Source organism: Streptomyces sp. NPDC045287, from assembly GCF_056432325.1.
Genome location: NZ_JBWKJG010000001.1, coordinates 438,033 through 463,636 on the forward strand (window position 1 = coordinate 438,033; position 25,604 = coordinate 463,636).

Genomic DNA, 25,604 nt, shown 5'->3' on the forward strand with positions numbered 1-25,604 from the left:
CGACACCGGCCGCGCGCGCGGGGAACGCGGGGGCCGGGGCGGAGGCGGCCTCCTGGCGGGTGAAAGCTTCGTGTCGACGGACCACGGGACCGACCGTACGTCATCCCAAGCGCCCCGGCGCACGGTAGCTTTTCCCCGTCGAACCAGAGGCGCCTGGCCGACCGGCTCCGGTAAATTACATCACGTCACAAGCTGTCCCTTTTGCGGAGTTTCGCTCCCGATGCTGTTTACTGAGGCCGCTGGGAAAAGGCGAACCTCGTCCCACACTGGAGGTCCCGGTGACGACACGTGGAGTCCTGTACGTCCACTCCGCGCCGCGCGCGCTGTGCCCGCACGTCGAATGGGCGGTCGCGGGGGTGCTCGGCACGAGGGTCCAGCTCGACTGGATCCGGCAACCGGCCTCACCGGGCACGTGGAGAGCCGAGTTCTCCTGGCAGGGCGAACCGGGCACCGCGTCCAAGCTGGCCTCCGCCCTGCGCGGCTGGCAGATGCTGCGCTTCGAGGTGACCGCCGAACCCTGCTCCACCGCCGAGGGGGAGCGCTACAGCGCCACCCCCGACCTGGGCATCTTCCACGCGGTCATCGGCATCCACGGCGACATCATGATCCCCGAGGACCGGCTGCGCGCCGCCCTCGTCCGCTCCGCACAGGGCGAGACACGGCTGGAGGCGGAGGTCGCCAAGCTCCTCGGCAAGCCCTGGGACGACGAGCTGGAGCCCTTCCGGTACGCCGGCGAGGGCGCCCCGGTCCGCTGGCTCCACCAGGTCGTCTGAACCCCGCGAGGCCGTCCTGCCCCGGGCCCCTGGTCCCGGGCCCCTGATCCCGGTCTCCCGGTCCGGCTTCCTGGCCCCGGGCCCTGACCCCGATCCCCGATTCCGGCCTCCTTGCCCTTTCCGGGCTGGGTTTTCCGGCTCCGGCCTCCCGGGCCCGGTCTTCCGTCCTTCCCGGTTCGGGCTTCCCGCCCTCTCCGGCCCGGGCCTCCCGCCCTTCCCGCGCCCGCCTGTCCCGGCGCCCGGCCTCCCGTCCGTTCCGGCCCGGGCTTTCCCGTCCCGACCTCCCACCCTTCCCGGCCCCGGGCTCCCGGCCCCGATCTTCTGCCCCTCCCGATCCGGTCCCTGGACCCGGGCCTCCCGCCCTTCCCGGCCCCGGGCACGCGAGAGGCCCCCGCCCGGACGGGCAGGGGCCTCTTCGCGTCGTACGGGGAGCGCGTCAGACCGTGCGGAAGGCGAGGACCACGTTGTGGCCGCCGAAGCCGAACGAGTTGTTGATCGCCGCGATCGTGCCCTCCGGCAGCGGACGGGCCTCGTCGCGCACGATGTCCGCGTCGACCTCCTCGTCCAGGTCGTCGACGTTGATGGTCGGCGGGGCCGTGCGGTGGTGCAGCGCCAGGACCGTCGCGACGGTCTCGACACCGCCGGCGCCGCCCAGCAGGTGACCCGTCATCGACTTGGTCGCGGAGATCGCGACGTGGTCGAGGTCCTCGCCGAGGACCTTGCGCAGCGCCTTCACCTCGGCGACGTCGCCCTGCGGTGTCGACGTGGCGTGCGCGTTCAGGTGCACGACCTCCGACGGCTTGAGGTCCGTGCCGTCCAGCAGGTTCTGCAGGGCGGCGGCGATGCCGCGGCCGGTCGGCTCGGGCTGCGCGATGTGGTGGCTGTCGGCGGACAGGCCCTGGCCCAGCGCCTCGCAGTACACGCGGGCGCCGCGCGCCGCGGCGTGCTCCGCGGACTCCAGGACGATCACACCCGCGCCCTCGCCCAGCACGAAGCCGTCACGGGCCTTGTCGTACGGGCGGGAGGCCCTCTCGGGCTCGTCGTTGCTCTTGGACATCGCCATCATGTTGGCGAACGCCGCGACGGGCAGCGGGTGGATGGCCGCCTCGGTGCCGCCCGCCACGACCACGTCGGCGCGGCCGGTGCGGATCATCTCGATGGCGTAGCCGATCGCCTCGGCGCCCGACGCGCACGCCGACACCGGGGTGTGCACGCCCGCCTGGGCGTTCACCTCCAGGCCGACGTTGGCGGAGGGGCTGTTCGGCATGAGCATGGGCACCGTGTGCGGCGAGACCCGCCGGGCGCCCTTCTCCTTCAGTACGTCGTACTGGTCGAGCAGGGTCGTCACGCCGCCGATGCCGGAGGCGATGACGGAACCGAGCCGCTCCGGGCTGATCTGCGCGTCCTCACCGGCGGGGCCGGAGAAACCGGCGTCCGCCCACGCCTCGCGCGCGGCGATCACCGCGAACTGCGCGGAGCGGTCCAGTTTGCGGGCCAGCGGCCGCGGCAGGACCTCCAGCGGGTCGACGGCCACGCGGGCCGCGATCCGGACGGGCAGGTCGGCGAAGCGCTCGCCTTCGAGGGGCCTGACACCGGAGCGCCCGGCCACCAGCCCCTCCCAGGTCGAGGCGGAGTCGCCACCCAACGGTGTGGTTGCGCCGATACCGGTGACGACCACGGTGCGATTGGTCGAGCTCACAGGAATTCTTTCTCCACGTGTAGAGGTATGCGTGAATCCGGCGCCACCGCTGGGTGGCGAACCGATCAGGCCTGGTGCTTGAGGATGTACTCGGCGGCGTCGCGGACCGTCTTGAGGCCCTTGACGTCGTCGTCCGGGATCTTCACCGAGAAGCGCTCCTCGGCGGCGACGACGACCTCGACCATGGACAGGGAGTCCACGTCCAGGTCGTCCGTGAAGGACTTGTCCAGCTCGACGTCCTCGGTCGGGATGCCGGCGATCTCGTTGACGATCTCGGCGAGACCCTCGACGATCTCTTCCAGGGTGGCGGCCATGTTGGCGCTCCTTCAGTGTGTAGCTCTGTGCTTGTCAGAGGATGGGACGGCGTTCCGCCCGGTACGGAGACCGGAACGGTTGCCTAGGGGAGGGTAACGACCGTCGCGGCGTAGACGAGTCCCGCCCCGAAGCCGATGACGAGCGCGGTGTCACCGCTCTTCGCCTGCCCGGTCGCCAGGAGCCGCTCCATCGCGAGCGGGATCGAGGCGGCCGAGGTGTTGCCGGTGGTCTCCACGTCGCGGGCCACCGTGACGTGCTCCGGCAGTTTCAGCGTCTTCACCATCGAGTCGATGATCCGCATGTTGGCCTGGTGCGGGATGAAGACGTCCAGGTCGGCCGCGGTGATGCCGGCCGCGTCGAGCGCCTGCTGGGCGACCTTGGCCATCTCGAAGACGGCCCAGCGGAACACCGCCTGGCCCTCCTGCGTGATGGCGGGGAACCGCTCCACCGTGCCGTCGCGGTAGTCCGTCCACGGCACGGTCTGCTTGATGGTCTCCGACTTGTCGCCCTCGGAGCCCCAGACGGTGGGGCCGATCGCCGGCTCCTCGGACGGGCCCACCACGACCGCGCCCGCGCCGTCGCCGAACAGGAAGGCCGTGGCCCGGTCCTCCAGGTCGGTCAGGTCGCTGAGCCGTTCCACGCCGATCACGAGGACGTACTCGGCGGAGCCCTCGACGACCATGCCCTTCGCGAGCGTCAGCGCGTAGCCGAAGCCCGCGCAGCCCGCCGAGATGTCGAACGCGGCCGGCTTGCTCGGGGTGATCCTGTCGGCGATCTCGGTGGCGACGGCCGGGGTCTGCTTGAAGTGCGACACGGTGGAGACGATGACGCCACCGATCTGCTCGGGGCTCACCCCGGCGTCCGCGAGGGCCTTGCCCGCCGCCTCGACCGACATCGCGGTCACGGTCTCCTCGGGCGAGGCCCAGTGGCGGGTCGCGATGCCGGAGCGCGAGCGGATCCACTCGTCCGACGAGTCGATCTTCTCGAGGATCACCTCGTTCGGCACGACCCGGGTCGGGCGGTAGCCGCCGACACCCAGGATGCGCGCGTACGGGGCCCCCTTGCTGGGCTTGATCTTCGCCATGCTCTACGGCTCCTTGCTCCGGTTCAGGAGGCGGCGCCGGCGTGCTCGGCGATGAGCGCGCGTGCCGCGTCGAGGTCGTCGGGGGTCTTGAGCGCGAGCGTCCTGACACCGGGGAGCGCCCGCTTGGCGATACCGGTCAGCGTGCCGCCCGGGCACACCTCGATCAGCGCGGTCGCGCCGAGCCGCTGGAACGTCTCCATGCACAGGTCCCAGCGGACCGGGTTCGCGACCTGGCCCACGAGCCGGGTGACGACGTCGGCACCCGTGGCGACGGTCTGCCCGTCCTTGTTGGACACGTAGGCGACCTTCGGGTCGGCCGGGGCGAGGCCCCGGGCGGCCTCCTCCAGCGCGGCCACGGCGGGTGCCATGTGGTGCGTGTGGAACGCGCCGGCGACCTTGAGCGGCACCACGCGGCGGACGCCCTCGGGCTTGTCCTCCTCCAGCGCGGCCAGCTGCTCCATGGTGCCGGCGGCGACGATCTGACCGGCGCCGTTGACGTTCGCCGGGGTCAGTCCGAGCTTCTTCAGGTGCTCCACGGTGACCTCGGGGTCGCCGCCGAGCAGTGCCGACATGCCGGTGCGGGTCACGGCCGCGGCCTCGGCCATCGCCAGGCCGCGGGTCCGTACGAGACGCAGCGCCGCCGTGTCGTCGAGTACGCCCGCGAACGCCGCGGCGGTGATCTCACCGACGCTGTGGCCCGCGACGGCGTCCGGGACGACCTCGCCGAGCGCGGTGGCGGAGAGCAGGCCCGCGGCCACCAGCAGCGGCTGGGCGACCGCCGTGTCGCGGATCTCCTCCGCGTCGGCCTTCGTGCCGTAGTGGACCAGGTCCAGCCCGATGGCGTCCGACCACGCACCGACACGGTCGGCGGCGCCCGGAAGATCGAGCCAGGGAGTCAGGAAGCCGGGCGTCTGAGCGCCTTGGCCGGGAGCGACGAGTACGAGCACCCTCACACTCTCTCTTGTGGACGGTCCCGGACGCCCGTGGGGACTAGGACGAAGAACCGTCGGGTGAATTGTTGATCCCCCACAAAAACCCTAGGGCTGTGCCTCGCTGTCGGCCAGACGCCCCAGGATCAGCGCGATCCGCAGCGTGAACGCCGACCGTACATCGGACGGCGACCAACCCGTGACGTCAGTCACACGTCGGAGCCGGTAGCGCACGGTGTTGGGGTGCACGAACAGCATCCGGGCGGCCCCTTCGAGGCTACTCGCCTGCTCCAGGTACACGCTCAGAGTCTCCAGAAGAGCCGAGCCGGCCTCCTCCAGCGGTCTGTAGATCTCCTCCACCAGCTGCTCGCGCGCGGACGGGTCCGACGCGATCGCGCGCTCCGGCAACAGATCGTCCGCGAGGACCGGTCGGGGGGCGTCCTGCCAGGCGGAGCACGCCTTCAGCCCGGCCGCCGCCGCCTGCGCGGACCGGGTCGCCGCCTGCAGGTCCGGCACCACCGGGCCGGCCACGACGGGCCCGGCCGCGTACGGGCCGATCAGCGCCTTCGCCACGGCCAGCGGGTTGTCGCTGCCGCCCGCGATCACGACGAGGCGGTCGCCGAGCACACCGGTGAGGACCTGCAGCTTGGCGTGACGGGCCGCGCGCCGGATCGCCTCGACGGTCAGCTCGCTGTCGCCGTCCGGGGCGGTGCCGAGGATCACGCACACGTGCTCCGGCGAGTTCCAGCCGAGGGCGGAGGCCCTGCTGACCGCGCCCTCGTCGGCTTCGCCGGACAGCACCGCGTTCACGACGAGGGACTCCAGCCGGGCGTCCCACGCGCCGCGAGCCTCGGCGGCCTGCGCGTACACCTGCGCCGTCGCGAAGGCGATCTCCCGCGCGTAGACGAGCAGCGCCTCGCGGAGCACGGACTCGTCACCGGGGGCGGCGACCTCCTCGATCGCCGACTCCATGACCTCGATGGTCGTGCGGACCATCTCGACGGTCTGGCGCAGCGTGATCGCCCGGGTCAGCTCGCGCGGCGCCGTGCCGAACACGTCGGTGGAGATCGCCTGCGGGGCCTCGGGGTGCCGGAACCACTCGGTGAACGCGGCGATGCCGGCCTGCGCGACCAGGCCGATCCAGGACCGGTTCTCCGGAGGCATCGCCCGGTACCACGGCAGCGTCTCGTCCATGCGGGCGATGGCGCTGGCGGCGAGCCGCCCGGAAGACTGTTCGAGTCGTTTGAGGGTCGCTGCGTGCGGGTGGGCGTCGTTCACTGCGGGATCAGGCACGGGACAAGACTGCCTTATCGGGACGGCGGCCCGTCCAGCCGGTCTACCGTTGGATCCGTGATCTCCATACACAGGGCCGGGGACCGCTATCCGGGCGGCGACCCGGACGCCGGGATCGAGACCCGGCACGCCTTCTCGTTCGGCCCGCACTACGACCCGGACAACCTCCGCTTCGGCGCGCTCATCGCCTGCAACGAGGAGCGGCTCGCACCGGGCGCCGGCTTCGACGAACACCCGCACAGCCACACCGAGATCGTCACCTGGGTCGTCGAGGGCGAGCTGACGCACCGCGACTCGGCCGGACACGCGACCCTGGTCCGCCCCGGAGACGTCCAGCACCTGAGCTCCGCGGGCGGCGTCCGGCACGTGGAGCGCAACGACGGGGCGGCACCGCTGGTCTTCGTGCAGATGTGGCTCGCCCCGCTGGAGCCCGGCGGCGATCCGTCGTACGGGATCGTCCGCGACCTCGCCGGCACGGCTTCGTACGCGGTGCCCGCCGCGGGCGCGACGCTCCACGTGCGCCGCCCGGACGCGGGGGAGCGCGCCGCCGTCCCGGACGGGGACCACGTGTACGTGCACGTGGTGCGCGGCGGCGTCCGGCTGACCGGCGACGGCGAGGCGCGGGAGCTGTCGGCGGGCGACGCGGCCCGGATCACCGGCGCGCGGGGCGTGGAGCTGGCCGCCGCCACGGCCGCCGAGGTGCTGATCTGGGAGATGACCCGGCCGGCACCGGCCTCCTAGGAGCTCCCGCCCCGGCGCAGTTCGGCGAGGACCGCGTCGGTGAACGGCGGCCACGCCTCGATCGCCCACGGCCCGAAGGCCCGGTCCGTCAGCGCCACGCACGCCGCCCCGGCGTCCGGGTCGACCCACAGGAACGTGCCCGACTGCCCGAAGTGCCCGAACGTCCGCGGCGACGACGAACCGCCCGTCCAGTGCGGCGACTTGCCGTCCCGGATCTCGAAGCCCAGCCCCCAGTCGTTGGGCCGCTGGTGCCCGTACCCGGGCAGGATTCCGGTCAGGCCCGGGTGGACGACCGTCATCGCCTCCAGCACCGTCCGCGCGTCCAGCAGCCGGGGGGCCTGCACCTCCGCGGCGAACCGCACGAGGTCGTCGACCGTCGACACCCCGTCCTTCGCGGGCGAGCCCTCCAGCGTCGTCGCCGTCATCCCGAGCGGCTCCAGCACCGCCTGGCGCAGGTACTCCGCGAACGGGATGTCGGTGGCCTTCGCCACGTGGTCCGCCAGCACCTCGAAGCCGGTGTTCGAGTAGATCCGCCGCGTACCGGGCGCCGCCGTCACCCGGTGCTCGTCGAAGGCGAGGCCCGACGTGTGCGCGAGCAGGTGCCGCACGGTCGACCCCTCCGGCCCGGCCGGCTCGTCCAGCTCGACGGCGCCCTCTTCGTAGGCGACGAGCACGGCGTACGCGGCCAGCGGCTTCGTCACCGAAGCGAGCGGGAACCGCCGCGCCGTGGGCCCGCGGGTGCCCGCGAGGGTGCCGTCCGCGCGGACGACTGCGGCGGCAGCGGTCGGCACGGGCCAGTTCTCGATCATCGCCAGGCTCTGCATGCGGACGAGGGTACTTGCTCGCCGTGGCGCTTGCTTCGAGTGCGCTCGAAGGTCCTAGCGTGGGGGCATGACGGTGATCGAGAGCACTCCGGCGGCCACCCGGACCATCGACGTCTGCGCTGCCCCACCGCCCCGCCACCCCCGCCCCGACGGACAGGACCACTACACGATCAGCGAGGTCGCCGCCTGGACCGGCCTCACCGCCCACACCCTCCGCTGGTACGAACGCATCGGTCTGATGCCCCACGTCGACCGGTCCGCCACCGGCCAGCGCCGCTTCACCAACCGGGACCTGGACTGGCTGTCCCTGGTCGGCAAACTGCGGCTGACCGGCATGTCCGTCGCGGCGATGGTCCGCTACGCCGAACTGGTCCGCGAGGGCGACCACACCTTCGACGAGCGGCGCGCCCTCCTGGAGGCCACCCGCCGCGACGTCCTGGCCCGCATCACCGAACTCCACGAGACCCTCGCCGTACTCGACTACAAGATCGACTTTTATGCGGGCGCCCGACCGGCGTCGGAAAGGACTGCACGATGACCTCCGAACAGACGATCCCCCAGGTGCGGCTCGGTGCGACGGGCCCCGTGGTCGGCGTCCAGGGATTGGGCGCCATGGGCATGAGCGAGTTCTACGGCGACACCGACGAGGCCGCCGCCCGTGACACCCTCGAAGCCGCCCTCGAAACCGGCGTCACCCTCATCGACACCGCCGACATCTACGGGCGCGGCGCCAACGAGGAATTCCTCGCCCCCTTCGTCGCCGCCCACCGCGACCAGATCACCCTGGCCACCAAGTTCTCCATCATCCGCACCGACGACCCCTCCTACCGGGCCGTTCGCAACGACCCCGCCTACATCAAGTCCGCCGTCGAGGACAGCCTGCGCCGCCTCGGCGTCGACGTCATCGACCTCTACTACATGCACCGCCGCGACCCGGCCGTGCCGCTCGCCGAATCCGTCGGCGCCATGGCCGACCTCGTACGGGAGGGCAAGGTCAAGCACCTGGGCCTCAGCGAGGTCACCGGGCAGGAACTGCGCGAGGCCCACGCCGTCCACCCCATCGCCGCCCTGCAGTCCGAGTGGTCGCTGTTCTCCCGCGACGTGGAGCAGAGCGCCGTCCCCGCGGCCGTCGAACTGGGCGTCGCGCTCGTCCCGTACTCCCCGCTCGGCCGCGGTTTCCTCACCGGTGCGTTCACCGACGCCTCCAAGGACCTCTCGGAGGGGGACTTCCGCCGCTCCCAGCCGCGGTTCTCCGGGGACAACGCCCGCCGCAACGCCGCACTCCTCGAACCCGTCCGCTCCCTCGCCGCCGCCCACGACGCCACCCTCGCCCAGATCGCCCTGGCCTGGGTGCAGCAGCGCGCGGCCGTGCACGGCCTGCCCGTCGTCCCCATCCCCGGCACCCGCAAGCGCAGCCGCCTCCTGGAGAACGTCGCCGCCACCCGCATCGTCCTCACCGAATCCGAACTCGACCTCCTCGAACCCATCGCCACCCAGGTGGCCGGCAGCCGCTACTCCGACATGTCCCTCACCTCCGCCGCCCGCGAGGACTAGCCACCCGCACCCTCCCCTCAGGCCAGGCCCAGGGCGAAGGCCGTGAAACCGGCCGCCAGGATGCCCGCCGCCGCGCGACGCGTCCTGGTGGCCTTCGTCCACGGCGACTCGAAGCCCCGCGCGTACCGGGCTATGAGCACCAGCAGCACCGCGAACACCGGCAGCCACGCCACCCGCGCCGCTATCCAGCCGAGCGTGTCCGGCGCCGTGGTCAGACCGGGAACCGCACCGGCCGTCAGGGACGCGGGCACGGCCGCCGCGAGCATCGCCGTCTGGTGCCAGCACAGGACGGTCATCGCCGACAGGTTGACCACCACGACCGGCGCCCACAGGGCGGGCCGCCGCAGCAGGGCCCCGAGCCGGTCCCGCAGCAGTATCGCGGCACCGCTCTGGGCGGCTGCCAGCGCGAGGACGAGCAATGACGGCGGATGCGAGTTGGTACGCGCCTCACCGGGCACACCGACCATCGACGCCGGGTAGTGGAACATCGCGAGCAGCGTCGCGAAGAGGACCACACCGCCCATGAGCAGCACCCACGCCTCCCGCCGGCCGATCCGGCGTTCACCCCACGACACCCCGAGCTGGTAGGCGAACAGCCAGCCCGGCAGCACATTGAGCAGACCCAACCACGACGGCACGGCCTCGGCGTACGGACCGTACCGCAGCAGGTCGACGACGGCGACGGAACCGAGCAGCGGCACCGCGGCCCACGCGCCCATGGCCCGCGCGGCCCGCACGCACGAGGGAGTGAGCGCGGTGATCACCGTGTACACGCCCACGAACCACAGCGGCTGTATCACCAGTGTCGCCCCGGTCCGCAGGGTGTCGCCGGGTACGCCCACCGCGGAGCCGGCCGCTATCAGCGCGGCCCACACGGCGGTCACCCCCAGGACGGGCCGGCCGAGCCGGGCGATCCGGCCGCGCAGCCACTCCCCGGTGCCGCCCGGCCGGCGCCGGTAGGAGAGCACGGACGCGTAACCGCCGACGAGGAAGAAGATGCCGAGCATCTGCAGGACCCAGCTGGCGGGCGCGAGGGACCCGAACGTCGACAACGGACTCGCGTTGTGGATCGCCCCCTCACCGTCCAGGGTGAACCCGCCGAGCAGCCAGTGCCCGGTCGGCACGGCCAGCAGGGCCAGCGCCCGCAGACCGTCAACGGCCCGGTCGCGGTGGGCCGGAGTGCGCTGTTCGATGCGGTCGACGAACCTCATGCGGCTTCCCCCCGGGCGATCGCGGCGAACGCGCGGAGCGAGGCGGTGCCGGGCGCGAAGTAACCGCTGTGGCCCCGCGCGTCCTCGGCGGGCACCCGACGGGCGCCGAACTCCTCGGACGCCGGGTCCGTACCGTGCCCCAGGCCCAGGAACGCCACGTTGGGCACCCGGGATATCCAGTCCGTCGGGTCCTTGGCGACCCACACGCGCGCGGCCGTACCCAGCTCCGCGACGTTCGCCGCGCGCATCCCGGGGGAGCCGAAGACCACCACGTCCTTGGCCTTCACCGCGGCGGCGGCCAACCCGCACACCACGGATCCGTAGCTGTGGCAGAACAGCGACGGGGCGGCGGCGCCCGCCGCGGCGAGCCCCTCGGTGAGGCGGACCAGCCGCTTGGCCCCCGCCTCGGCGAGGCCGCCGGTCGCGGCGTCGAGGCCGATCCCGACCGGCGTGGTGTAGCCGGCCCAGGCGATCACCGCCGTACGCCCACCCGCCGCCACCCGCAGCTGCCGGGCCATGCCGGCCGGCGCGCCGTACGGGTCGCGCGCCCGGTCGTACGACCCTGCGTCGATGTCGGACCCCGGTACCACGACCGCGACCCGGCGGCTGCGCTCCAGGTCCCCGAAGACCTCCGCGACCAGACCGCGGCCGCGCGGGTCGAAAGCGAGGAGGCGACGGCCGGCGAGGTGCGCGTACCGCGCGTCACGGCTCGCGGAGAGGGCGTTGGCCTCGTACCGCAGGGCCACCGGAACCCCGTCCAGGTTCCCCACCACACCCGGGTGCCGTCGGACCAGCAGGTGCTGCTGCCGCCCGTCGAGGCTCCGGAAGAACGCGGCCACCTCGGTCGGCGCGGTCCGTGCGGGATCCGGCAGGGGCCGCCCCAGCGAGGTGTCGGCCAGCCAGGCGGAGCTCCCCGGAGGCGGACCGGCCATGGCCTGCTGGGCACTTCCCGACGCCCATCCGGCGGTCCCGGTGACGACGGTCGTCGCCAGTGCGGCGGCCACCAGGGTCCTCTTGTAGCGGCGCATGACGCCCCCCTCTTCTGCCTCGTGCGGTGTGACGAGGAGGAAGGTAGGAAGACGACACCCGGGTGATCGTCACCCTGCGGAGCCAACTGCTGGGTGATACCGGGGTAGGGGGTGTCCTACGCCGACGCCGCAGACCGGTGCGGTGAGAGGGACCCGGACGGTCAGGCCGCCTCGCCGGGCGTGACGAGCCCGGACTCGTAGGCGAACACCACCGCCTGCGCCCGGTCCCGCAGGCCGAGTTTGGCGAGGACGCGCCCGATGTGCGTCTTCACCGTCTGCTCCGCGAGGACGAGGTGCGCGGCGATCTCCTGGTTGGACAGCCCCCGCGCGACCAGCTCCAGGACCTCCGTCTCGCGCGGCGTCAGCCCGTTCAGCCGTACGGAGCGCTCCTTGCGCGGCGCGGGCCGCTGGGCGGCGAAGTCCTCGATCAGCCGCCGCGTCACCGACGGGGCGAGCAGCGCCTCGCCCCCCGCCACCACCCGAACGGCGGCGATCAGGTCGGCCGGTGGGGCGTCCTTGAGGAGGAAGCCGGACGCCCCGGCGCGCAGCGCCTCGTACACGTAATCGTCCACGTCGAACGTCGTCAGCATGAGGACCTTCGGCCGGTGCGTCACCCCGGGCGGCGGATTCAGCAGCTCGCGTGCCGCCGCGAGCCCGTCCATCTCCGGCATGCGCACGTCCATCAGCACCACGTCCGGATGCGTGGACCTGCCCACCTCGACACCGGCCCGCCCGTCCGGCGCCTCACCCACGACGTCGATGTCGGGCTGCGCCGACAACAGGGCGGCGAACCCCGCCCGCACCATGGCCTGGTCGTCGACGATGATCACGCGGATGGTCACGAGGGTCCCTTCTGACGGGTCAGGGAAGCGGTGCGATCAGCGGCAGCCGTGCCGCCACGCGGAAGCCGCCGTCCGGCAGCGGTCCGGTGTCGAGCATCCCGCCGGTCAACCGTACGCGCTCCCGCATCCCGACCAGACCGTGTCCCGTACCGGACGCCTCCAGGGGCGAAGTCGGCTCTGCCGGTGAGCCGTTGACCACGAGGACGATCAGCCATTCCTGGTTGGGCGACCTCGATATGGACACCCGCGTCCGGGCGCCCGGGGCGTGTCGCACCACATTGGCCAGCGCCTCCTGCACGATCCGGTACGCCGACAGGTCCACGGCCTGGGGCACGGGACCCAGGTCCGCCGCCAACGACAGCTCCACCGGCAACCCCGCCCGTATCGTCGCCTCGACGAGCTGCTGCACCCGGGCGATACCCGGCTGCGGCGCCCGCTCGCCCTCCGTGTTCTCACTGCGCAGCACCGCCAGGAGCCGCCGCATCTCGGTCAGGGACTCCCGCGCGGACGCCGCTATGGACGAGAACTCCTCGCGCGCGGCGTCCGGAAGCCCTTCGATCCGGTAGGGCGCCGAATCCGCCTGCACGGTGATCACCGACATGTGGTGGGCGACCACGTCGTGCAGCTCGCGGGCGATGCGGGCCCGTTCCTCCAGCAGCGTCCGCCGGGACCGCTCGGCCTCGTTGATGGTCTCCTGTTCCACGAGCCGCCGCTGGGCGTCGCCGCGCTCCCGGAGCATGCCGGTTATCAGCAGCACGACACCGCTCAGCACGAACAGCACCAGGTGGATGCCGCCGCCCCCGCGCGCCTCGCCGAACAGCTCGAACGCGAACCCGGCGGCGCCGGTCACCAGCCACACGCTCACCAGGGCCCGCCGCTGCTCACGCAGCCCCACGGTGAGCATCAGCCCCAGATAACCGACCACGACCATCGGGGTCCACGGCCACGGTCGGCCCTCCACGACCTCCGTGTTCATGGTCACCAGGGCGCCGAGCACGTCGGCGGCGAAGATCACCCACCACGCCTGAAGCGGCCGCGTCACGGCCATGAGCAGCGGCGCCGTCTGCGCCGTGGCGAGCAGACCGGCGATGCCGCCGTTCACGCCGTAGTCGTTGACGAGCACCACGACCGTGATCGGCAGCAGCGACGCGACGAGTGCCAGCGCCAGCGCGTACGGTGTGAGCCGCACCCACCGCGTCGAGGCATGCCCGAGCAGCGGCGCCCCCGGTTCCGTGGGGGTCGACAGAGCCGCGCCGACCGCGCGCACCGCCTCCCGCACGAAGCGTCGTGCGCGGTCGGCGGGCGTGCCACCGGCGCCGGACGCGGGGGTGGCCGAGGGCCTCGGCGGGAAGGGAAACGGATCCACCGCCGGGCGGCCGGGCGGATCCTTCGCCGGGAAGGGGGGTGGGGGAAGGCTGCTCATGGTCTCGCCAGCCTAGGCACGCGCCGTCGCACGGGCGTCATACCAGGGAGCCAGTTCCCCGCCTCATACCCCGGTATGAGGCCCCCGCCGCCCCGCCGCCCCGCCGCCCCGCCGCCCCGCCGCCCCGCCGCCCCGCCGCCCCGCCGCCCCGCCGCCCCGCCGCCCCGCCGCCCCGCCGCTACAGCTCGGCGAGCAGTTCGGCCTTCTTCGCCGTGAACTCCTCGTCCGTCACCAGACCCGCCTGGTGCAGATCCCCCAGGTGTCTGATCCGGTCCGCTATGTCCGCCGGATCGCGCCGGCCGGCTCCCGCGGGGACCGGCACCGGCACCGCGCGGTCCGTGTCCCGCACCGCTTGGAGCACCGCGGCCGCGAACGGCAGCGACTCGTGGACCGCGCCGTAGCCGAGGCCGAACACGACCGCCGCCGGGTCCTGGTCCGGCTGGACCGGCGCCGTGCCGACACCGCGCCGCACCAGCCGCAGACAGCCGTCGAGCACGTCGGGCGACCGCCATTCCACCCCGCTGAGGTCGCTCACCGCGAAGGACTGGTCACCGGCCTTCCACTTGGCGGTCGACGCACCCGTCCAGAACCATCGGAAGGAAATGTTCCGGCCATCGAAGGACGCCTTGCCGTCGTACGCCTTGAACTGCAGCGGCGGCTCGGGGGCGGTCACCAGGAACCGCTCGGCGGGCTCCCCGCGCTCCGGCCCGAGGCACGCCCGCAGTTCGTCCGCGCAGGACTCGGCGCGTGCCTCCCGGTCGGCGGGCAGCACCAGCCGGTAGGGGTCGCAACCCTCCTTCAACTGGCCGTCAGCCACGGCCATCAGCGGGTCGGCGCCCACCCGCGGCACGGCGTGCAGCACCACCGTGCCCCGCTTGCCCGGGGAGAGCGTCACCGATGCCAGCGCCTCGTGCGGAATACGTCTTTCGCGCAGCGTCTGGAACAGCTTCGGCGCGCGGATCCCCCGTTCGAAGCGGATGAGCACGGCGTCGGTTTCGAACTCCCAGGTGGCATGAATTCCGGCCAGCACATCACCCATACGCCTCATCGTATGCGGCGTGCGTCCGCGCGTCGCCCCCTGGAAGACGAGTGGAAATGGACTGCCCTGCCCGACTTCTACGCGGGTCAGACCGATGCGGCGCCGTAAATTCCGCTACGGCAGGCGTCCGTGGCATCGGCGCAGCGCACGCCCGCGTACGCTCCGACCCCTATCTCCGCGAAGTTCCGCAGACTGTCCGTGCCCGGAACGAAGTACCCGGCGTGCCCCGCGGCGCCGTCCGCCGACAGCAGTCGCGCCCCGAACTCGGGTGCCACCGGGTCGGCGCCGTGCCCCAGTCCGCCGACGTCCAGGTACGGCACGTCGGCGATCCAGTCGTCGGCGTCCCGCATGGCCCACACCCGCGCCCGCGTACCGAGCGCCGCCGCGCTCTCCGCCCGCATGCCGGGGCTGCCGGCCACGGCGATGTCGGTGACCCGCCGGGGCAGCCGGCGCGCGGCGAGCCCGCAGACCACGGAGCCGTAGCTGTGGCAGAACAGGGAGACGTGCGACGTGCCGGGCAGCGCCCGGACCAGGGAGACCAGCCGTACGGAGCCTTCGGAGGCGAGCCGCCCGGTCACCGCGTCCATCCCGACACCGGTCGGCGCGGTGTAGTCGGCCCAGGCGATGACCGCGGTCCGCACGTCCGGCGCCGCCTCGCGCTCGGCGGCGTACAGGGACTCCGCCATCCCGTACGGGGCCGTGTACCGGCGGGCCGTCTTCTGGAAGGTGAGCAGATGCGTGTCGACGCCCGGCACGACCACCGAGATCCGCTCGGCACGCCCGAGGTCGCCGAACACCTCCGCCACCCGGCCCTGCCCCGACGGGTCGAACGCGAGGATCTGGCGCCCACCGGACATGAGCGAGGAGAAACGGTGCGTCCGCCGGAGGGCCTCGCGGTGGCCCTCGGCGGAGAGCCGCCGGTCGGCGACGCGGACGCGTTCGGCGGCGAGCGCCCGGCGGAGCGCGTGCCGGTTGGCGCGGTACCGCAGGGCCACCGGAACCCCGTCGAGGTTGCCGACGACGAGCGGGTGCTCCTCGGCGAGCCGCGTGCGCTGCCTCGGCCTGAGTGAGGCGAAGAACGCGGCCACGGCCGTCGGCGGTGACGCGGGGTCGGGAAGCGCGCGGCCGCCGATCCGGTCGGCACGCCACGACGCCGTCGCCGCGTCCCACGAGTCCAGTGGCACGGCACGCGCGCGATGCGGGCCGGTCCAGCCCGTCGTGGCGAGGAGAACGAGGATCACCGCGAGGGCCAGCAGGGTCCGCCAGACGGTGAGGGAGGAGGGGGCGATGAAGGGAGTCACTACGAGACACCCTAGGAGAGACCGGACGACCTCCGGGTGAGCTGTGACGTAGATCATGGTTTGTCGCGCGAATCCGGGGAAGAGGCCGCACCCCGTACGGCGGAGTCACCCCGTGTGCTTCCTCCGGAGGGCCGTGGTCACGCCCTGTTCGCGTTTCCGGCGCGTCGGTGGGCCTCAAAGGAGGCGGTTTTCCGCCAGTCCGTGGTGAGCGTCGGGGCGAGGTGGGCCGAGGCGGCTCGCGGTCAGGGCCCGCAGGGCGTCGAAGGGGCCCTCTTGGGCGGGGTGGGCATGCAGGGGCGTCGACGGGGTGCTGTTCCGCCATCCGCTGCGCGGTGAAGGCGGCCTCCTCCGTGCTCGCGAAGGAGCGGGAGAAGGTGCGCTGCGGGATCTCGACGGCGTCGGCATCTCGTCGACCGTCGTCTCCTCGTACTTCTTGGCCGTGAAGAACTCCCACGAGGCGCGCAGCAGGGTGGCGCGGGTGCGCCGTTCCTTCCGCTCGCGCAGGCCCGCGGCGGGGCCCGACGCGGCCGACCACCCAGCCGTCACGTCATGTCCCCGTTTCCCGCCCTTCACCAACTCGGCCTCGATGTGAGCCAGATGACAGTTGTCAGCCTATGAAATGCTTTGTTTATTGTCAGTTGCTGTCACTAGCCTCGCGGTATGACTGGTCAGACCACCGTTCACAAGGCGTCACAGAGTCCCGAACCCGTGCCCGCACCGGCCAAGGGACTGCGGGGCCATCCGTGGCTCACGCTGTTCAGCGTCGCCGTCGGTGTGATGGTGGTCGCGCTCGACGGCACGATCGTCGCCATCGCCAACCCCGCGATCCAGCGGGACCTGAACGCCTCCCTCTCCGACGTCCAGTGGATCACCAACGGTTATCTGCTCGCCCTGGCCGTCGCGCTCATCACGGCGGGCAAGCTCGGCGACCGCTTCGGCCACCGCCAGACGTTCCTCATAGGCATCGCCGGGTTCGCGGCCTCCTCCGCCGCGATCGGCCTGTCCGACTCCATCGCCCTGGTCATCGCCTTCCGCGTGCTCCAGGGGCTCTTCGGCGCGCTGCTCATGCCGGCCGCGCTCGGTCTGCTCCGCGCCACCTTCCCCGCCGAGAAGCTCAACATGGCCATCGGCATCTGGGGCATGGTCATCGGCGCCTCGACCGCGGGCGGCCCGATCGTCGGCGGTCTGCTCGTCGAGCACGTCAGCTGGCAGTCCGTGTTCTTCATCAACGTGCCGGTCGGTGCGCTCGCCCTCGTCCTGGGCTTGGTGATCCTGAAGGACCACCGGGCGCAGAACGCGCCGCGCTCCTTCGACCTCCTGGGCATCGTCCTGCTGTCCGCCGCCATGGCCTCCCTGATCTGGGGCATCATCAAGGCCGGTGAGAGCTGGGGTTGGGGCAGCGGCAGGACGTGGGGCTTCCTGCTCGGCGCCGTCGTCCTCTTCGGCCTCTTCGCCGCCTGGCAGCAGAAGGTCCGCGAGCCGCTCGTCCCGCTGGGCATGTTCCGCTCCGTCCCGCTCTCGGCGGGTGTCGTCCTCATGGTCCTCATGGCCTTCGCCTTCATGGGCGGCCTGTTCTTCGTGACGTTCTACCTCCAGGGCGTCAGGGGCCTCAGCCCCGTCGACAGTGGTCTGCGCCTGTTGCCGCTCACGGCCATGATGATCGTCTCCTCGCCGCTCGCCGGCGCGCTGATCACCAAGTTCGGTCCGCGCATCCCGCTGGTCGGCGGCATGCTCTGCACCGCCGGTGCGATGTTCGGCATGCTCACCCTCACGCCGGAGACCGGCACGCCGGCCACGTCGCTCTGGTTCGCCCTGCTCGGCCTGGGGCTCGCTCCCGTCATGGTGGGTGCGACGGAGGTCATCGTCGGCAACGCCCCGCTGGAGCTGTCGGGTGTGGCCGGTGGTCTGCAGCAGGCCGCCATGCAGGTCGGCGGCGCGCTGGGTACGGCGGTGCTCGGCGCCGTGATGTCCTCCAAGGTCGACTCCGAGTTCTCGGACAACTGGAAGGACGCCGGCATCCCGGTCCCGCCCGCGCCCGAGCTGGAGCAGGCGGCGGAGTTCGGTGCCGTCCCCCAGGAACTCGCCAAGGCTCCCGGAATGACGCCGGACGTCCTGAGCGCGATCACCAAGGTCATCCACGACACGTTCATGTCCGGCATGGGCCTCGCCTTCACCGTCGCCGGTGTCGTGGCGGTCGCCGCGGCCCTCGTCGCGACGCTCACCAAGCGCGGGGCCAACGCGGAGGCCGGCGGGGGCGGCGTCCACATCTGACCCGGCGGCACCGCCGCCGAAACACGGGGTCGAGGGCCCCGGCGCGTCCTGGCGCCGGGGCCCTCGACATGCCCTCGCGGTCTCACCCGAAGCTCCTGGCATCACCCGTCCGGGTGGATCGAGCCGATAACTCTTCCCTTCGCCAGTCACACAGCGTCAGGCTTGGGTCAGACATCGATACGGAGTGTCACCAATCGGGGGTTGATCCATATGCGTACGTCCTCACGGCCCTTCTTCGCCGCCGCCGCACTCGGGATGACCGCGGTCACCATTGCCGCACTGACCACCTGCGCCGCACCCGCCGACGCCGCGCCGCCCGTACTCGGACCGTGCGACAGCGGACAGCTGTGCCTGTGGGAGAAGGAGACCTTCAAGGGCAAGCGGCAGACGCACGAGCTGGCGACCACGGACGTCGACAGCTGCGTCGCACTCCCCGCCGGCACCGCGGCGGCGGCGCTCGCCAACCGCACGGGGCGACCCGTCACCACCTACCAGTCCGCCACCTGCGGGGAGACCGGGGAGTTCGAGACGTATCCCGGCAGCGGTACGTGGGTGCCGCGCTCGCCCTACCAGGTGCGGGCGATCAAGATCTGGGAGAACTGACGTCGGGCCCCGTGTCCTGCCCGGGCACGGGGCTCCCCTGGGGGCCCGTCGCGGCGACGGACGGCCCGGACGGCCCGGGCGGGATGCCCGTCGCCACAGCCGCCGAAGGGTCACCCGAGAGCCGGGCGACCTCTGCCCGCAGCTCCCGTACCTCCCGCGTCAGAGCCTCAAGGACCGCCGTCCGGCGCCGTTCCTCGGCGTCGTCCCGCTCGAAGCGGGCGACGAACCACGCGGCGATGTTCGCCGTCACCACACCCAGCAGCGCGATGCCCGACAGCATCAGGCCCACCGCCAGCAGCCGGCCCAGTCCGGTCTTCGGCGCGTGGTCGCCGTAGCCCACGGTCGTCATCGTCGTGAACGACCACCACACCGCGTCACCCAGCGTCTTGATGTTCCCGTCCGGCGCGTCCCGCTCCACCTGGAGCACGGCCAGCGATCCGAACATCATCAGCCCCACCACGGAGCCCGCCACATACGTCGTCAGGCGCACCTGCGACGCCATCCGGGCCCGATTCCCCACCAGCAGCAGCGTCGACACCAGCCGCAGCAGCCGCAGCGGCTGGATCAGCGGAAGCAGCACCGCCAGGAGGTCCAGCCAGTGAGCGCGTACGAAGAACCACCGCGACGGGGCCAGGTACAGCCGTACGGCGTAGTCTGCGGCGAACGCCGCCCACACCACCCACTCCACGCCCATGCACAGCGCGTGCACCCACGGTTGTGCGTCGGGGGCGACGACCGGCACCGCGTACGCGACGCCGAACGCCACAGCCAGGACCAGCAGCGGGTTCTGCGTGCGCCCCTCCCACCGGACCTGCGCCGTCGGTTCCTTCATGCCGCGCATCGTAAGGGGCGTGAGGGGGGACCGGAGGCCCGGGCGCCGGAGCGCCCGGACCCCCCGCGGTGCGCCTTACGCGTCGCCACCCGCCGGGCCCGGATCGGCCGCCGCCACGTCCAGCAGCTGGTAGCGGTCCACCGCCTGCTTCAGCGCGGAGCGGTCCACTTTGCCCAGCCGCGCCAGCTCCGTCAGCACGCCCAGCACGATCGACTGCGCGTCGATGTGGAAGTACCGGCGGGCGGCACCGCGCGTGTCCGCGAAGCCGAAGCCGTCCGCGCCGAGCGAGGTGTACGGGCCCGGCACCCAGCGCGAGATCTGGTCCGGGACCGCCCGCATCCAGTCGGAGACGGCCACGAAGGGGCCCTCGGCACCCGACAGCTTCCGCGTCACGTACGGAACGCGGGGCTCCTCCTCCGGGTGCAGCAGGTTGTACTTCTCGGCCTCCACCGCGTCGCGGCGCAGCTCGTTCCAGGACGTCGCCGACCACACGTCCGCGCGGACGTTCCACTCCTCGGCCAGGATGCGCTGCGCCTCGACGGCCCAGGGGACGGCCACGCCGGACGCCATGATCTGCGCCGGGATGGAGCCGGCCTCGCCGGCGCGGAACCGGTAGACGCCCCTGACGATGCCCTCCGCGTCGACGTCCGCCGGCTCCGCCGGGTGCTGGATCGGCTCGTTGTAGACGGTCAGGTAGTAGAAGACGTCCTCGCCGTGCGGGTGCTCCTCCGAGGAGCCGTACATCCGCCGCAGCCCGTCCTTGACGATGTACGCGATCTCGTACCCGAAGGCCGGGTCGTAGGCGACGCACGCCGGGTTGGTCGAGGCCAGCAGCTGGGAGTGGCCGTCCGCGTGCTGGAGGCCCTCACCGGTCAGCGTCGTACGGCCGGCGGTCGCGCCCAGCACGAATCCGCGCGCCAGCTGGTCGGCCATCTGCCAGAACTGGTCACCGGTCCGCTGGAAACCGAACATCGAGTAGAAGACGTACACCGGGATGAGCGGTTCGCCGTGCGTGGCGTACGCCGACCCGGCGGCGATCAGCGACGCCGTGCAGCCGGCCTCGGAGATGCCGTCGTGCAGCATCTGGCCGGTCGGCGACTCCTTGTAGGCGAGCAGCAGCTCCCGGTCCACCGACTCGTACTGCTGGCCCAGCGGGTTGTAGATCTTGGCGCTCGGGAAGAACGAGTCCATGCCGAACGTGCGGTACTCGTCGGGCGCGATCAGGACGAACCGCTTGCCGATCTCCTTGTTCCGCATCAGGTCCTTCAGCAGCCGCACGAACGCCATCGTCGTCGCGATCGACTGCTGCCCGGACCCCTTCTTCACCGCCGCGTACGCCTTGTCGTCCGGCAGGGTCAGCGGCTTCGACCGCACGACCCGCGTCGGGACGTACCCGCCCAGCGCCTTGCGGCGGTCGTGCATGTACTGGATCTCCTCCGACTCCCGGCCCGGGTGGTAGTACGGCGGAAGGCCGGACTCCAGCTCGCTGTCGGGGATCGGCAGGTGCAGCCGGTCGCGGAACCGCTTCAGGTCGTCGACGGTCAGCTTCTTCATCTGGTGGGTCGCGTTGCGGCCCTCGAAGTTCGGGCCGAGCGTCCAGCCCTTGACCGTCTGGGCCAGGATCACCGTCGGCTGACCCCTGTGGGCCTTGGCCGCCGCGTACGCCGCGTAGATCTTCCGGTGGTCGTGGCCGCCGCGCCCCAGGTGGAGCAGCTGCTGGTCGGTCATGCCCTCGACCATCGCGCGCAGCCGGTGGTCGTCGCCGAAGAAGTGCTCCCTGATGTACGCCCCGGACTCCGTGGCGTACGTCTGGAACTGCCCGTCCGGCGTCGTGTTCATCCTGTTGACCAGGATCCCGTCCCGGTCCTGGGCCAGCAGCGGGTCCCAGGAGCGGTCCCAGATCAGCTTGATCACGTTCCAGCCGGCGCCGCGGAAGACCGACTCCAGCTCCTGGATGATCTTGCCGTTGCCCCGGACCGGGCCGTCGAGGCGCTGGAGGTTGCAGTTGACGACGAAGGTCAGGTTGTCGAGGCCCTCGCGCGCGGCCAGGGTGAGCTGCCCGAGCGACTCGGGCTCGTCCATCTCGCCGTCGCCGAGGAACGCCCACACGTGCGACCGCGATGTGTCCGCGATGCCCCGTGCCTCCATGTAGCGGTTCATCCGCGCCTGGTAGATCGCGCCCAGCGGGCCCAGGCCCATGGAGACCGTCGGGAACTCCCAGAAGTCCGGCATCAGCCGAGGGTGCGGATACGACGACAGGCCGTTCGGGTACTTCGACTTCTCCTGGCGGAAGCCGTCCAGCTGCGCCTCGCTCAACCGGTCCAGCAGGAAGGCGCGGGCGTAGATGCCGGGGGAGGCGTGGCCCTGGAAGAAGATCTGGTCGCCTCCGTCCCCCTCGTCCTTGCCCCGGAAGAAGTGGTTGAAGCCCACGTCGTACAGGGAGGCGGAGGAGGCGAAGGTGGCGATGTGCCCGCCGACGCCGATACCCGGACGCTGCGCGCGCGAGACCATGACGGCCGCGTTCCAGCGCGTCGCGTTCAGGATCTTGCGCTCGATCTCCTCGTTGCCGGGGAAGAAGGGCTCGTCCTTGGTGGCGATGGTGTTGACGTAGTCCGTGCTGCGCATCTCGGGCACGGCCACGCGCTTCTCGCGGGCCCGCTCGATCAGGCGGAGCATCAGGTAACGGGCCCGCTCCCGCCCCCGCTCGTCGACGGCGGCGTCGAGGGAGTCGAGCCATTCCTGGGTCTCTTCCGGATCGAAGTCCGGGACCTGGCTGGGAAGGCCGCCAATGATGATCGGATTGCGATCGGATCCGGAAGCCACGCTGTTCCTTCGCTGTTCGATGTGTCTACGGGTGATGACATGCGGGATGGAGTGTCGGCTTTGCGGTCGCGTCGCCACCATCGTCTACCCCGTGGGCGCCCGCGTCATCTCTACCGCTCGGTAACCCGTCTTCGCCGGTCCCGGCTCCCGTACCCGGGGCGGCGGTGCGGCGCCCCGGTGGGGACGTGGCGTATACAACCCCCTAAAGTGGGTCAAGAGGTGTGGTGTGTGTCACGAGCGAGGGAGGGCGGGTACCCGGAGTTGCGGCAGGACGGCCCCAAAAGTCACCGTTTCGGCGGTCTACGTCGTCGGGTACTTGCGCGATCCGTCCAGCACGTGTGGACTACGCCCAATGCCACGCGTACGCGCGCGGCCGAAGCACTTTCCCATCCATGATCAGGAGGCAAGCCGTGAGCGCGACCGCGGACCACGCGGAGGAGCGGACCAACCCAGCCGCAAGGCTGGGGTTCGAGCCCGGACAGGTGGTCCAGGAGATCGGCTACGACGACGACGTCGAGCAGGAGCTCCGTGAGGATATCGAGGCTGTCATTGGCCAGGACCTCGTCGACGAGGACTACGACGACGTCGCCGACGTCGTGCTGCTGTGGTTCCGCGACGAGGACGGCGACCTCACGGACGCGCTGGTCGACGCCATCGGCCTGATCGAGGAGGGCGGCCAGATCTGGCTGATGACGCCCAAGACCGGGCGTGACGGCTACATCGAGCCCAGCGACATCAACGAGGCCGCCCAGACCGCCGGCCTCTCCCAGACCCGGAGCATCAACGCGGGCAAGGACTGGGTCGGCAGCCGCCTGGTCAGCCCCAAGGCGGGCAAGCCGAAGCGCTGACCGCAGGCTCCCGCAGCCAGGGGCCCCCGCCGAGCACATCGGCGGGGGCCCGTTGCGTAGGGTGGGTCCCCAGCGATCCGCCCACCGAAGGGATGCTTTTGCCATGGCGATCGAGGTCGGCACGAAGGCCCCGGACTTCGAACTGAAGGACAACCACGGGCGCACCGTGCGGCTCGGTGACTTCCGCGGCGAGAAGAACGTCGTGCTGCTCTTCTACCCGTTCGCGTTCACCGGCGTCTGCACCGGCGAGCTGTGCGCGCTCCGCGACCAGCTGCCGCGCTTCGTCAACGAGGACACGCAGCTGCTGGCCGTCTCCAACGACTCCATCCACACCCTGCGCGTCTTCGCCGAGCAGGAGGGCCTGGAGTACCCGCTGCTGTCGGACTTCTGGCCCCACGGCGAGGTCTCCCGCGCCTACGGCGTCTTCGACGAGGAGAAGGGCTGCGCGGTCCGCGGCACCTTCATCATCGACAAGGAGGGCGTCGTGCGCTGGACGGTCGTCAACGGCCTCCCCGACGCCCGCGACCTGAACGAGTACGTCAAGGCCCTCGACGCCCTCTGATGCCCGTGGGCGTGGGGCCTGATGCCCGCGGGGCCTGATGCCCGCGGGGCGCGGGGCTGCCACCGTGGCGAGTGGGGCCCCGCGCCCGCGCGAAAGCGCGTGCGCGTACCCGAAACCCCTGTTTCATCGGCCCAAGAGCGTGCTCGAGGCGGGAACCGCTCACTAGGATCCAGTCGTTGATCCGATGCCAACGCACGACGGGGGCGCTGCCCCTGGAAACCTATGGAGGGACTCGTGGGAGTCAGCCTCAGCAAGGGCGGCAACGTCTCGCTGACCAAGGCCGCGCCCAACCTGACCGCGGTCACGGTCGGTCTCGGCTGGGACGTCCGCACCACCACCGGTACGGACTTCGACCTGGACGCGAGCGCTCTGCTGCTGAACGCCCAGGGCAAGGTCGCCACCGACGGCAACTTCGTCTTCTTCAACAACCTGAAGAGTCCGGACGGTTCGGTCGAGCACACCGGCGACAACCTCACGGGTGAGGGCGAGGGCGACGACGAGCAGATCAAGGTCAACCTCGCGACGGTCCCGGCCGACGTCGACAAGATCGTCTTCCCGGTCTCGATCTACGACGCCGAGACCCGCCAGCAGTCCTTCGGCCAGGTGCGCAACGCGTTCATCCGCGTCGTGAACCAGGCCAACAACGAGGAGCTCGCCCGCTACGACCTGAGCGAGGACGCCTCGACGGAGACGGCGATGGTCTTCGGCGAGCTGTACCGCCACGGCGCGGAGTGGAAGTTCCGCGCCATCGGCCAGGGCTACGCCTCCGGCCTGCGCGGCATCGCGCAGGACTTCGGCGTGAACGTCTGAGCCGTACCGCAGCTCCGTCCGGCGTCGCACCCACCCGGTGCGGCGCCGGACGCGCCCTTTCCACACCGCTCGGCGCACGGGCGCCGCGCGGCACACGGACGCACGCCACGCAGTACGCCACCGGGGAGGATCATCGTCATGGGCGTCACGCTCGCCAAGGGAGGAAACGTCTCCCTTTCCAAGGTCGCACCCAATCTGACCCAGGTGCTGGTCGGACTCGGCTGGGACGCGCGCTCCACCACCGGAGCGCCCTTCGACCTCGACGCCAGCGCGCTGCTCTGCCAGTCCGGCAGGGTCCTCGGCGACGAGTGGTTCATCTTCTACAACAACCTCACCAGCCCCGACGGCTCCGTCCAGCACACCGGTGACAACCTCACCGGCGAGGGCGACGGCGACGACGAGTCCCTCATCGTCGACCTCGGCAAGGTGCCCGCTCACTGCGACAAGATCATCTTCCCGGTCTCGATCCACGAGGCCGACCAGCGCGGCCAGACGTTCGGCCAGGTCAGCAATGCTTTCATCCGCGTCGTGAACCAGGCCGACGGTCAGGAGCTGGCCCGCTACGACCTGAGCGAGGACGCCTCGACGGAGACGGCGATGATCTTCGGCGAGCTGTACCGCTACGGCGGCGAATGGAAGTTCCGGGCCGTGGGTCAGGGGTACGCGTCGGGTCTCCGAGGCATCGCTCTAGACTTCGGGGTCAATGTTTCCTAAAGCTCGTCCCAGGGTTCGTTCAAGACCCGGCGCAGTCGGCGTGGAGGGGACCCTCCCGCAGGTTTCGCCCGGGGGGACCCCCAAC

General features: G+C 71.7%; 25 protein-coding genes. 11 read left to right on the plus strand and 14 right to left on the minus strand.

The window, feature by feature from the left end:
- The first annotated feature begins 278 nt into the window (after positions 1-278).
- Positions 279-773, plus strand: a complete 495-nt coding sequence (locus tag AC07D6_RS01870) for a DUF3145 domain-containing protein (RefSeq protein WP_315879949.1) — start codon at positions 279-281, stop codon at positions 771-773.
- Positions 774-1,209: 436 nt separating this feature from the next.
- Here the strand turns inward: AC07D6_RS01870 and fabF are convergent, their stop codons facing one another.
- The 5 genes from fabF to AC07D6_RS01895 all read right to left on the minus strand — a co-directional run bounded on the left by fabF (position 1,210) and on the right by AC07D6_RS01895 (position 6,093).
- Entirely contained in the window at positions 1,210-2,472 is a 1,263-nt protein-coding gene (fabF, locus tag AC07D6_RS01875; protein ID WP_479041162.1) for a beta-ketoacyl-ACP synthase II, read from the minus strand.
- Positions 2,473-2,537: 65 nt separating this feature from the next.
- Complete coding sequence (locus tag AC07D6_RS01880; RefSeq protein WP_010475373.1) at positions 2,538-2,786, minus strand: acyl carrier protein; 249 nt, start codon at positions 2,784-2,786, stop codon at positions 2,538-2,540.
- A gap of 83 nt (positions 2,787-2,869) precedes the next feature.
- Complete coding sequence (locus AC07D6_RS01885) at positions 2,870-3,871, minus strand: beta-ketoacyl-ACP synthase 3 (RefSeq protein WP_479041163.1); 1,002 nt, start codon at positions 3,869-3,871, stop codon at positions 2,870-2,872.
- Between the two features lie 23 nt (positions 3,872-3,894).
- A complete protein-coding gene (locus AC07D6_RS01890) occupies positions 3,895-4,818 on the minus strand; it encodes an ACP S-malonyltransferase (protein WP_479041164.1) in 924 nt (307 codons plus the stop codon).
- Between the two features lie 90 nt (positions 4,819-4,908).
- The gene (locus AC07D6_RS01895) at positions 4,909-6,093 is read right to left on the minus strand and encodes a PucR family transcriptional regulator (protein ID WP_479041165.1); all 1,185 of its coding nucleotides are present in this window, start codon (positions 6,091-6,093) and stop codon (positions 4,909-4,911) included.
- Positions 6,094-6,150: 57 nt separating this feature from the next.
- On the opposite strand from AC07D6_RS01895, the gene AC07D6_RS01900 reads away from it, so the two are divergent.
- Entirely contained in the window at positions 6,151-6,834 is a 684-nt protein-coding gene (locus AC07D6_RS01900) for a pirin family protein (protein WP_479041166.1), read from the plus strand.
- Here AC07D6_RS01900 and AC07D6_RS01905 read toward each other — a convergent pair.
- Positions 6,831-7,658 carry a serine hydrolase domain-containing protein gene (locus AC07D6_RS01905; RefSeq protein ID WP_315879943.1) on the minus strand — a complete coding sequence of 276 codons (828 nt, stop codon included), beginning with the start codon at positions 7,656-7,658 and terminating at the stop codon, positions 6,831-6,833. The two genes, AC07D6_RS01900 and AC07D6_RS01905, sit on opposite strands and share 4 nt — an antisense overlap.
- 67 nt (positions 7,659-7,725) lie before the next feature.
- Between AC07D6_RS01905 and AC07D6_RS01910 the strand changes: the two genes are divergently transcribed.
- Both AC07D6_RS01910 and AC07D6_RS01915 read left to right on the plus strand, forming a co-directional pair.
- Entirely contained in the window at positions 7,726-8,196 is a 471-nt protein-coding gene (locus AC07D6_RS01910) for a MerR family transcriptional regulator (RefSeq protein WP_315879942.1), read from the plus strand.
- A complete protein-coding gene (locus AC07D6_RS01915; RefSeq protein ID WP_479041167.1) occupies positions 8,193-9,212 on the plus strand; it encodes an aldo/keto reductase in 1,020 nt (339 codons plus the stop codon). The genes AC07D6_RS01910 and AC07D6_RS01915 overlap by 4 nt, the downstream gene beginning before the upstream one ends.
- A 17-nt stretch (positions 9,213-9,229) precedes the next feature.
- Here the strand turns inward: AC07D6_RS01915 and AC07D6_RS01920 are convergent, their stop codons facing one another.
- From AC07D6_RS01920 to AC07D6_RS01945, 6 genes are all read right to left on the minus strand, one after another.
- Positions 9,230-10,423, minus strand: a complete 1,194-nt coding sequence (locus AC07D6_RS01920; protein WP_479041169.1) for an acyltransferase family protein — start codon at positions 10,421-10,423, stop codon at positions 9,230-9,232.
- Entirely contained in the window at positions 10,420-11,451 is a 1,032-nt protein-coding gene (locus AC07D6_RS01925) for an alpha/beta hydrolase (RefSeq protein WP_479041171.1), read from the minus strand. The genes AC07D6_RS01920 and AC07D6_RS01925 overlap by 4 nt, the downstream gene beginning before the upstream one ends.
- 161 nt (positions 11,452-11,612) lie before the next feature.
- Positions 11,613-12,293 carry a response regulator gene (locus AC07D6_RS01930; RefSeq protein WP_315879938.1) on the minus strand — a complete coding sequence of 227 codons (681 nt, stop codon included), beginning with the start codon at positions 12,291-12,293 and terminating at the stop codon, positions 11,613-11,615.
- Between the two features lie 19 nt (positions 12,294-12,312).
- Positions 12,313-13,560 carry a sensor histidine kinase gene (locus AC07D6_RS01935; RefSeq protein WP_479041557.1) on the minus strand — a complete coding sequence of 416 codons (1,248 nt, stop codon included), beginning with the start codon at positions 13,558-13,560 and terminating at the stop codon, positions 12,313-12,315.
- A gap of 334 nt (positions 13,561-13,894) precedes the next feature.
- A complete protein-coding gene (locus tag AC07D6_RS01940) occupies positions 13,895-14,755 on the minus strand; it encodes a DUF4429 domain-containing protein (RefSeq protein ID WP_479041172.1) in 861 nt (286 codons plus the stop codon).
- 86 nt (positions 14,756-14,841) lie between these two features.
- Positions 14,842-16,056 carry an alpha/beta hydrolase gene (locus tag AC07D6_RS01945; protein ID WP_315879936.1) on the minus strand — a complete coding sequence of 405 codons (1,215 nt, stop codon included), beginning with the start codon at positions 16,054-16,056 and terminating at the stop codon, positions 14,842-14,844.
- 307 nt (positions 16,057-16,363) lie between these two features.
- On the opposite strand from AC07D6_RS01945, the gene AC07D6_RS01950 reads away from it, so the two are divergent.
- From AC07D6_RS01950 to AC07D6_RS01960, 3 genes are all read left to right on the plus strand, one after another.
- Positions 16,364-16,648 (plus strand): hypothetical protein, encoded by a 285-nt coding sequence (locus tag AC07D6_RS01950; RefSeq protein WP_315879935.1) that lies wholly within the window; start codon positions 16,364-16,366, stop codon positions 16,646-16,648.
- Between the two features lie 68 nt (positions 16,649-16,716).
- Positions 16,717-18,327: an MFS transporter gene (locus AC07D6_RS01955; protein ID WP_315879934.1), complete on the plus strand. Its 1,611-nt coding sequence runs from the start codon at positions 16,717-16,719 to the stop codon at positions 18,325-18,327.
- A 210-nt stretch (positions 18,328-18,537) separates the two neighbouring features.
- Positions 18,538-18,930, plus strand: a complete 393-nt coding sequence (locus AC07D6_RS01960) for a peptidase inhibitor family I36 protein (RefSeq protein WP_315879933.1) — start codon at positions 18,538-18,540, stop codon at positions 18,928-18,930.
- Here the strand turns inward: AC07D6_RS01960 and AC07D6_RS01965 are convergent.
- Both AC07D6_RS01965 and aceE read right to left on the minus strand, forming a co-directional pair.
- Entirely contained in the window at positions 18,911-19,771 is an 861-nt protein-coding gene (locus tag AC07D6_RS01965) for an ion channel (RefSeq protein WP_479041175.1), read from the minus strand. The two genes, AC07D6_RS01960 and AC07D6_RS01965, sit on opposite strands and share 20 nt — an antisense overlap.
- A 66-nt stretch (positions 19,772-19,837) precedes the next feature.
- Positions 19,838-22,585 carry a pyruvate dehydrogenase (acetyl-transferring), homodimeric type gene (aceE, locus tag AC07D6_RS01970; protein ID WP_479041177.1) on the minus strand — a complete coding sequence of 916 codons (2,748 nt, stop codon included), beginning with the start codon at positions 22,583-22,585 and terminating at the stop codon, positions 19,838-19,840.
- A 410-nt stretch (positions 22,586-22,995) separates the two neighbouring features.
- Here aceE and AC07D6_RS01975 point away from each other — a divergent pair, with 410 nt between their 5' ends.
- From AC07D6_RS01975 to AC07D6_RS01990, 4 genes are all read left to right on the plus strand, one after another.
- Positions 22,996-23,433 (plus strand): DUF3052 domain-containing protein, encoded by a 438-nt coding sequence (locus AC07D6_RS01975; RefSeq protein ID WP_315879930.1) that lies wholly within the window; start codon positions 22,996-22,998, stop codon positions 23,431-23,433.
- A 103-nt stretch (positions 23,434-23,536) separates the two neighbouring features.
- Complete coding sequence (locus AC07D6_RS01980; RefSeq protein WP_315879929.1) at positions 23,537-23,995, plus strand: peroxiredoxin; 459 nt, start codon at positions 23,537-23,539, stop codon at positions 23,993-23,995.
- Positions 23,996-24,229: 234 nt separating this feature from the next.
- Entirely contained in the window at positions 24,230-24,805 is a 576-nt protein-coding gene (locus AC07D6_RS01985; protein ID WP_315879928.1) for a TerD family protein, read from the plus strand.
- Between the two features lie 138 nt (positions 24,806-24,943).
- Complete coding sequence (locus AC07D6_RS01990; protein WP_315879927.1) at positions 24,944-25,519, plus strand: TerD family protein; 576 nt, start codon at positions 24,944-24,946, stop codon at positions 25,517-25,519.
- Positions 25,520-25,604: the final 85 nt, after the last annotated feature.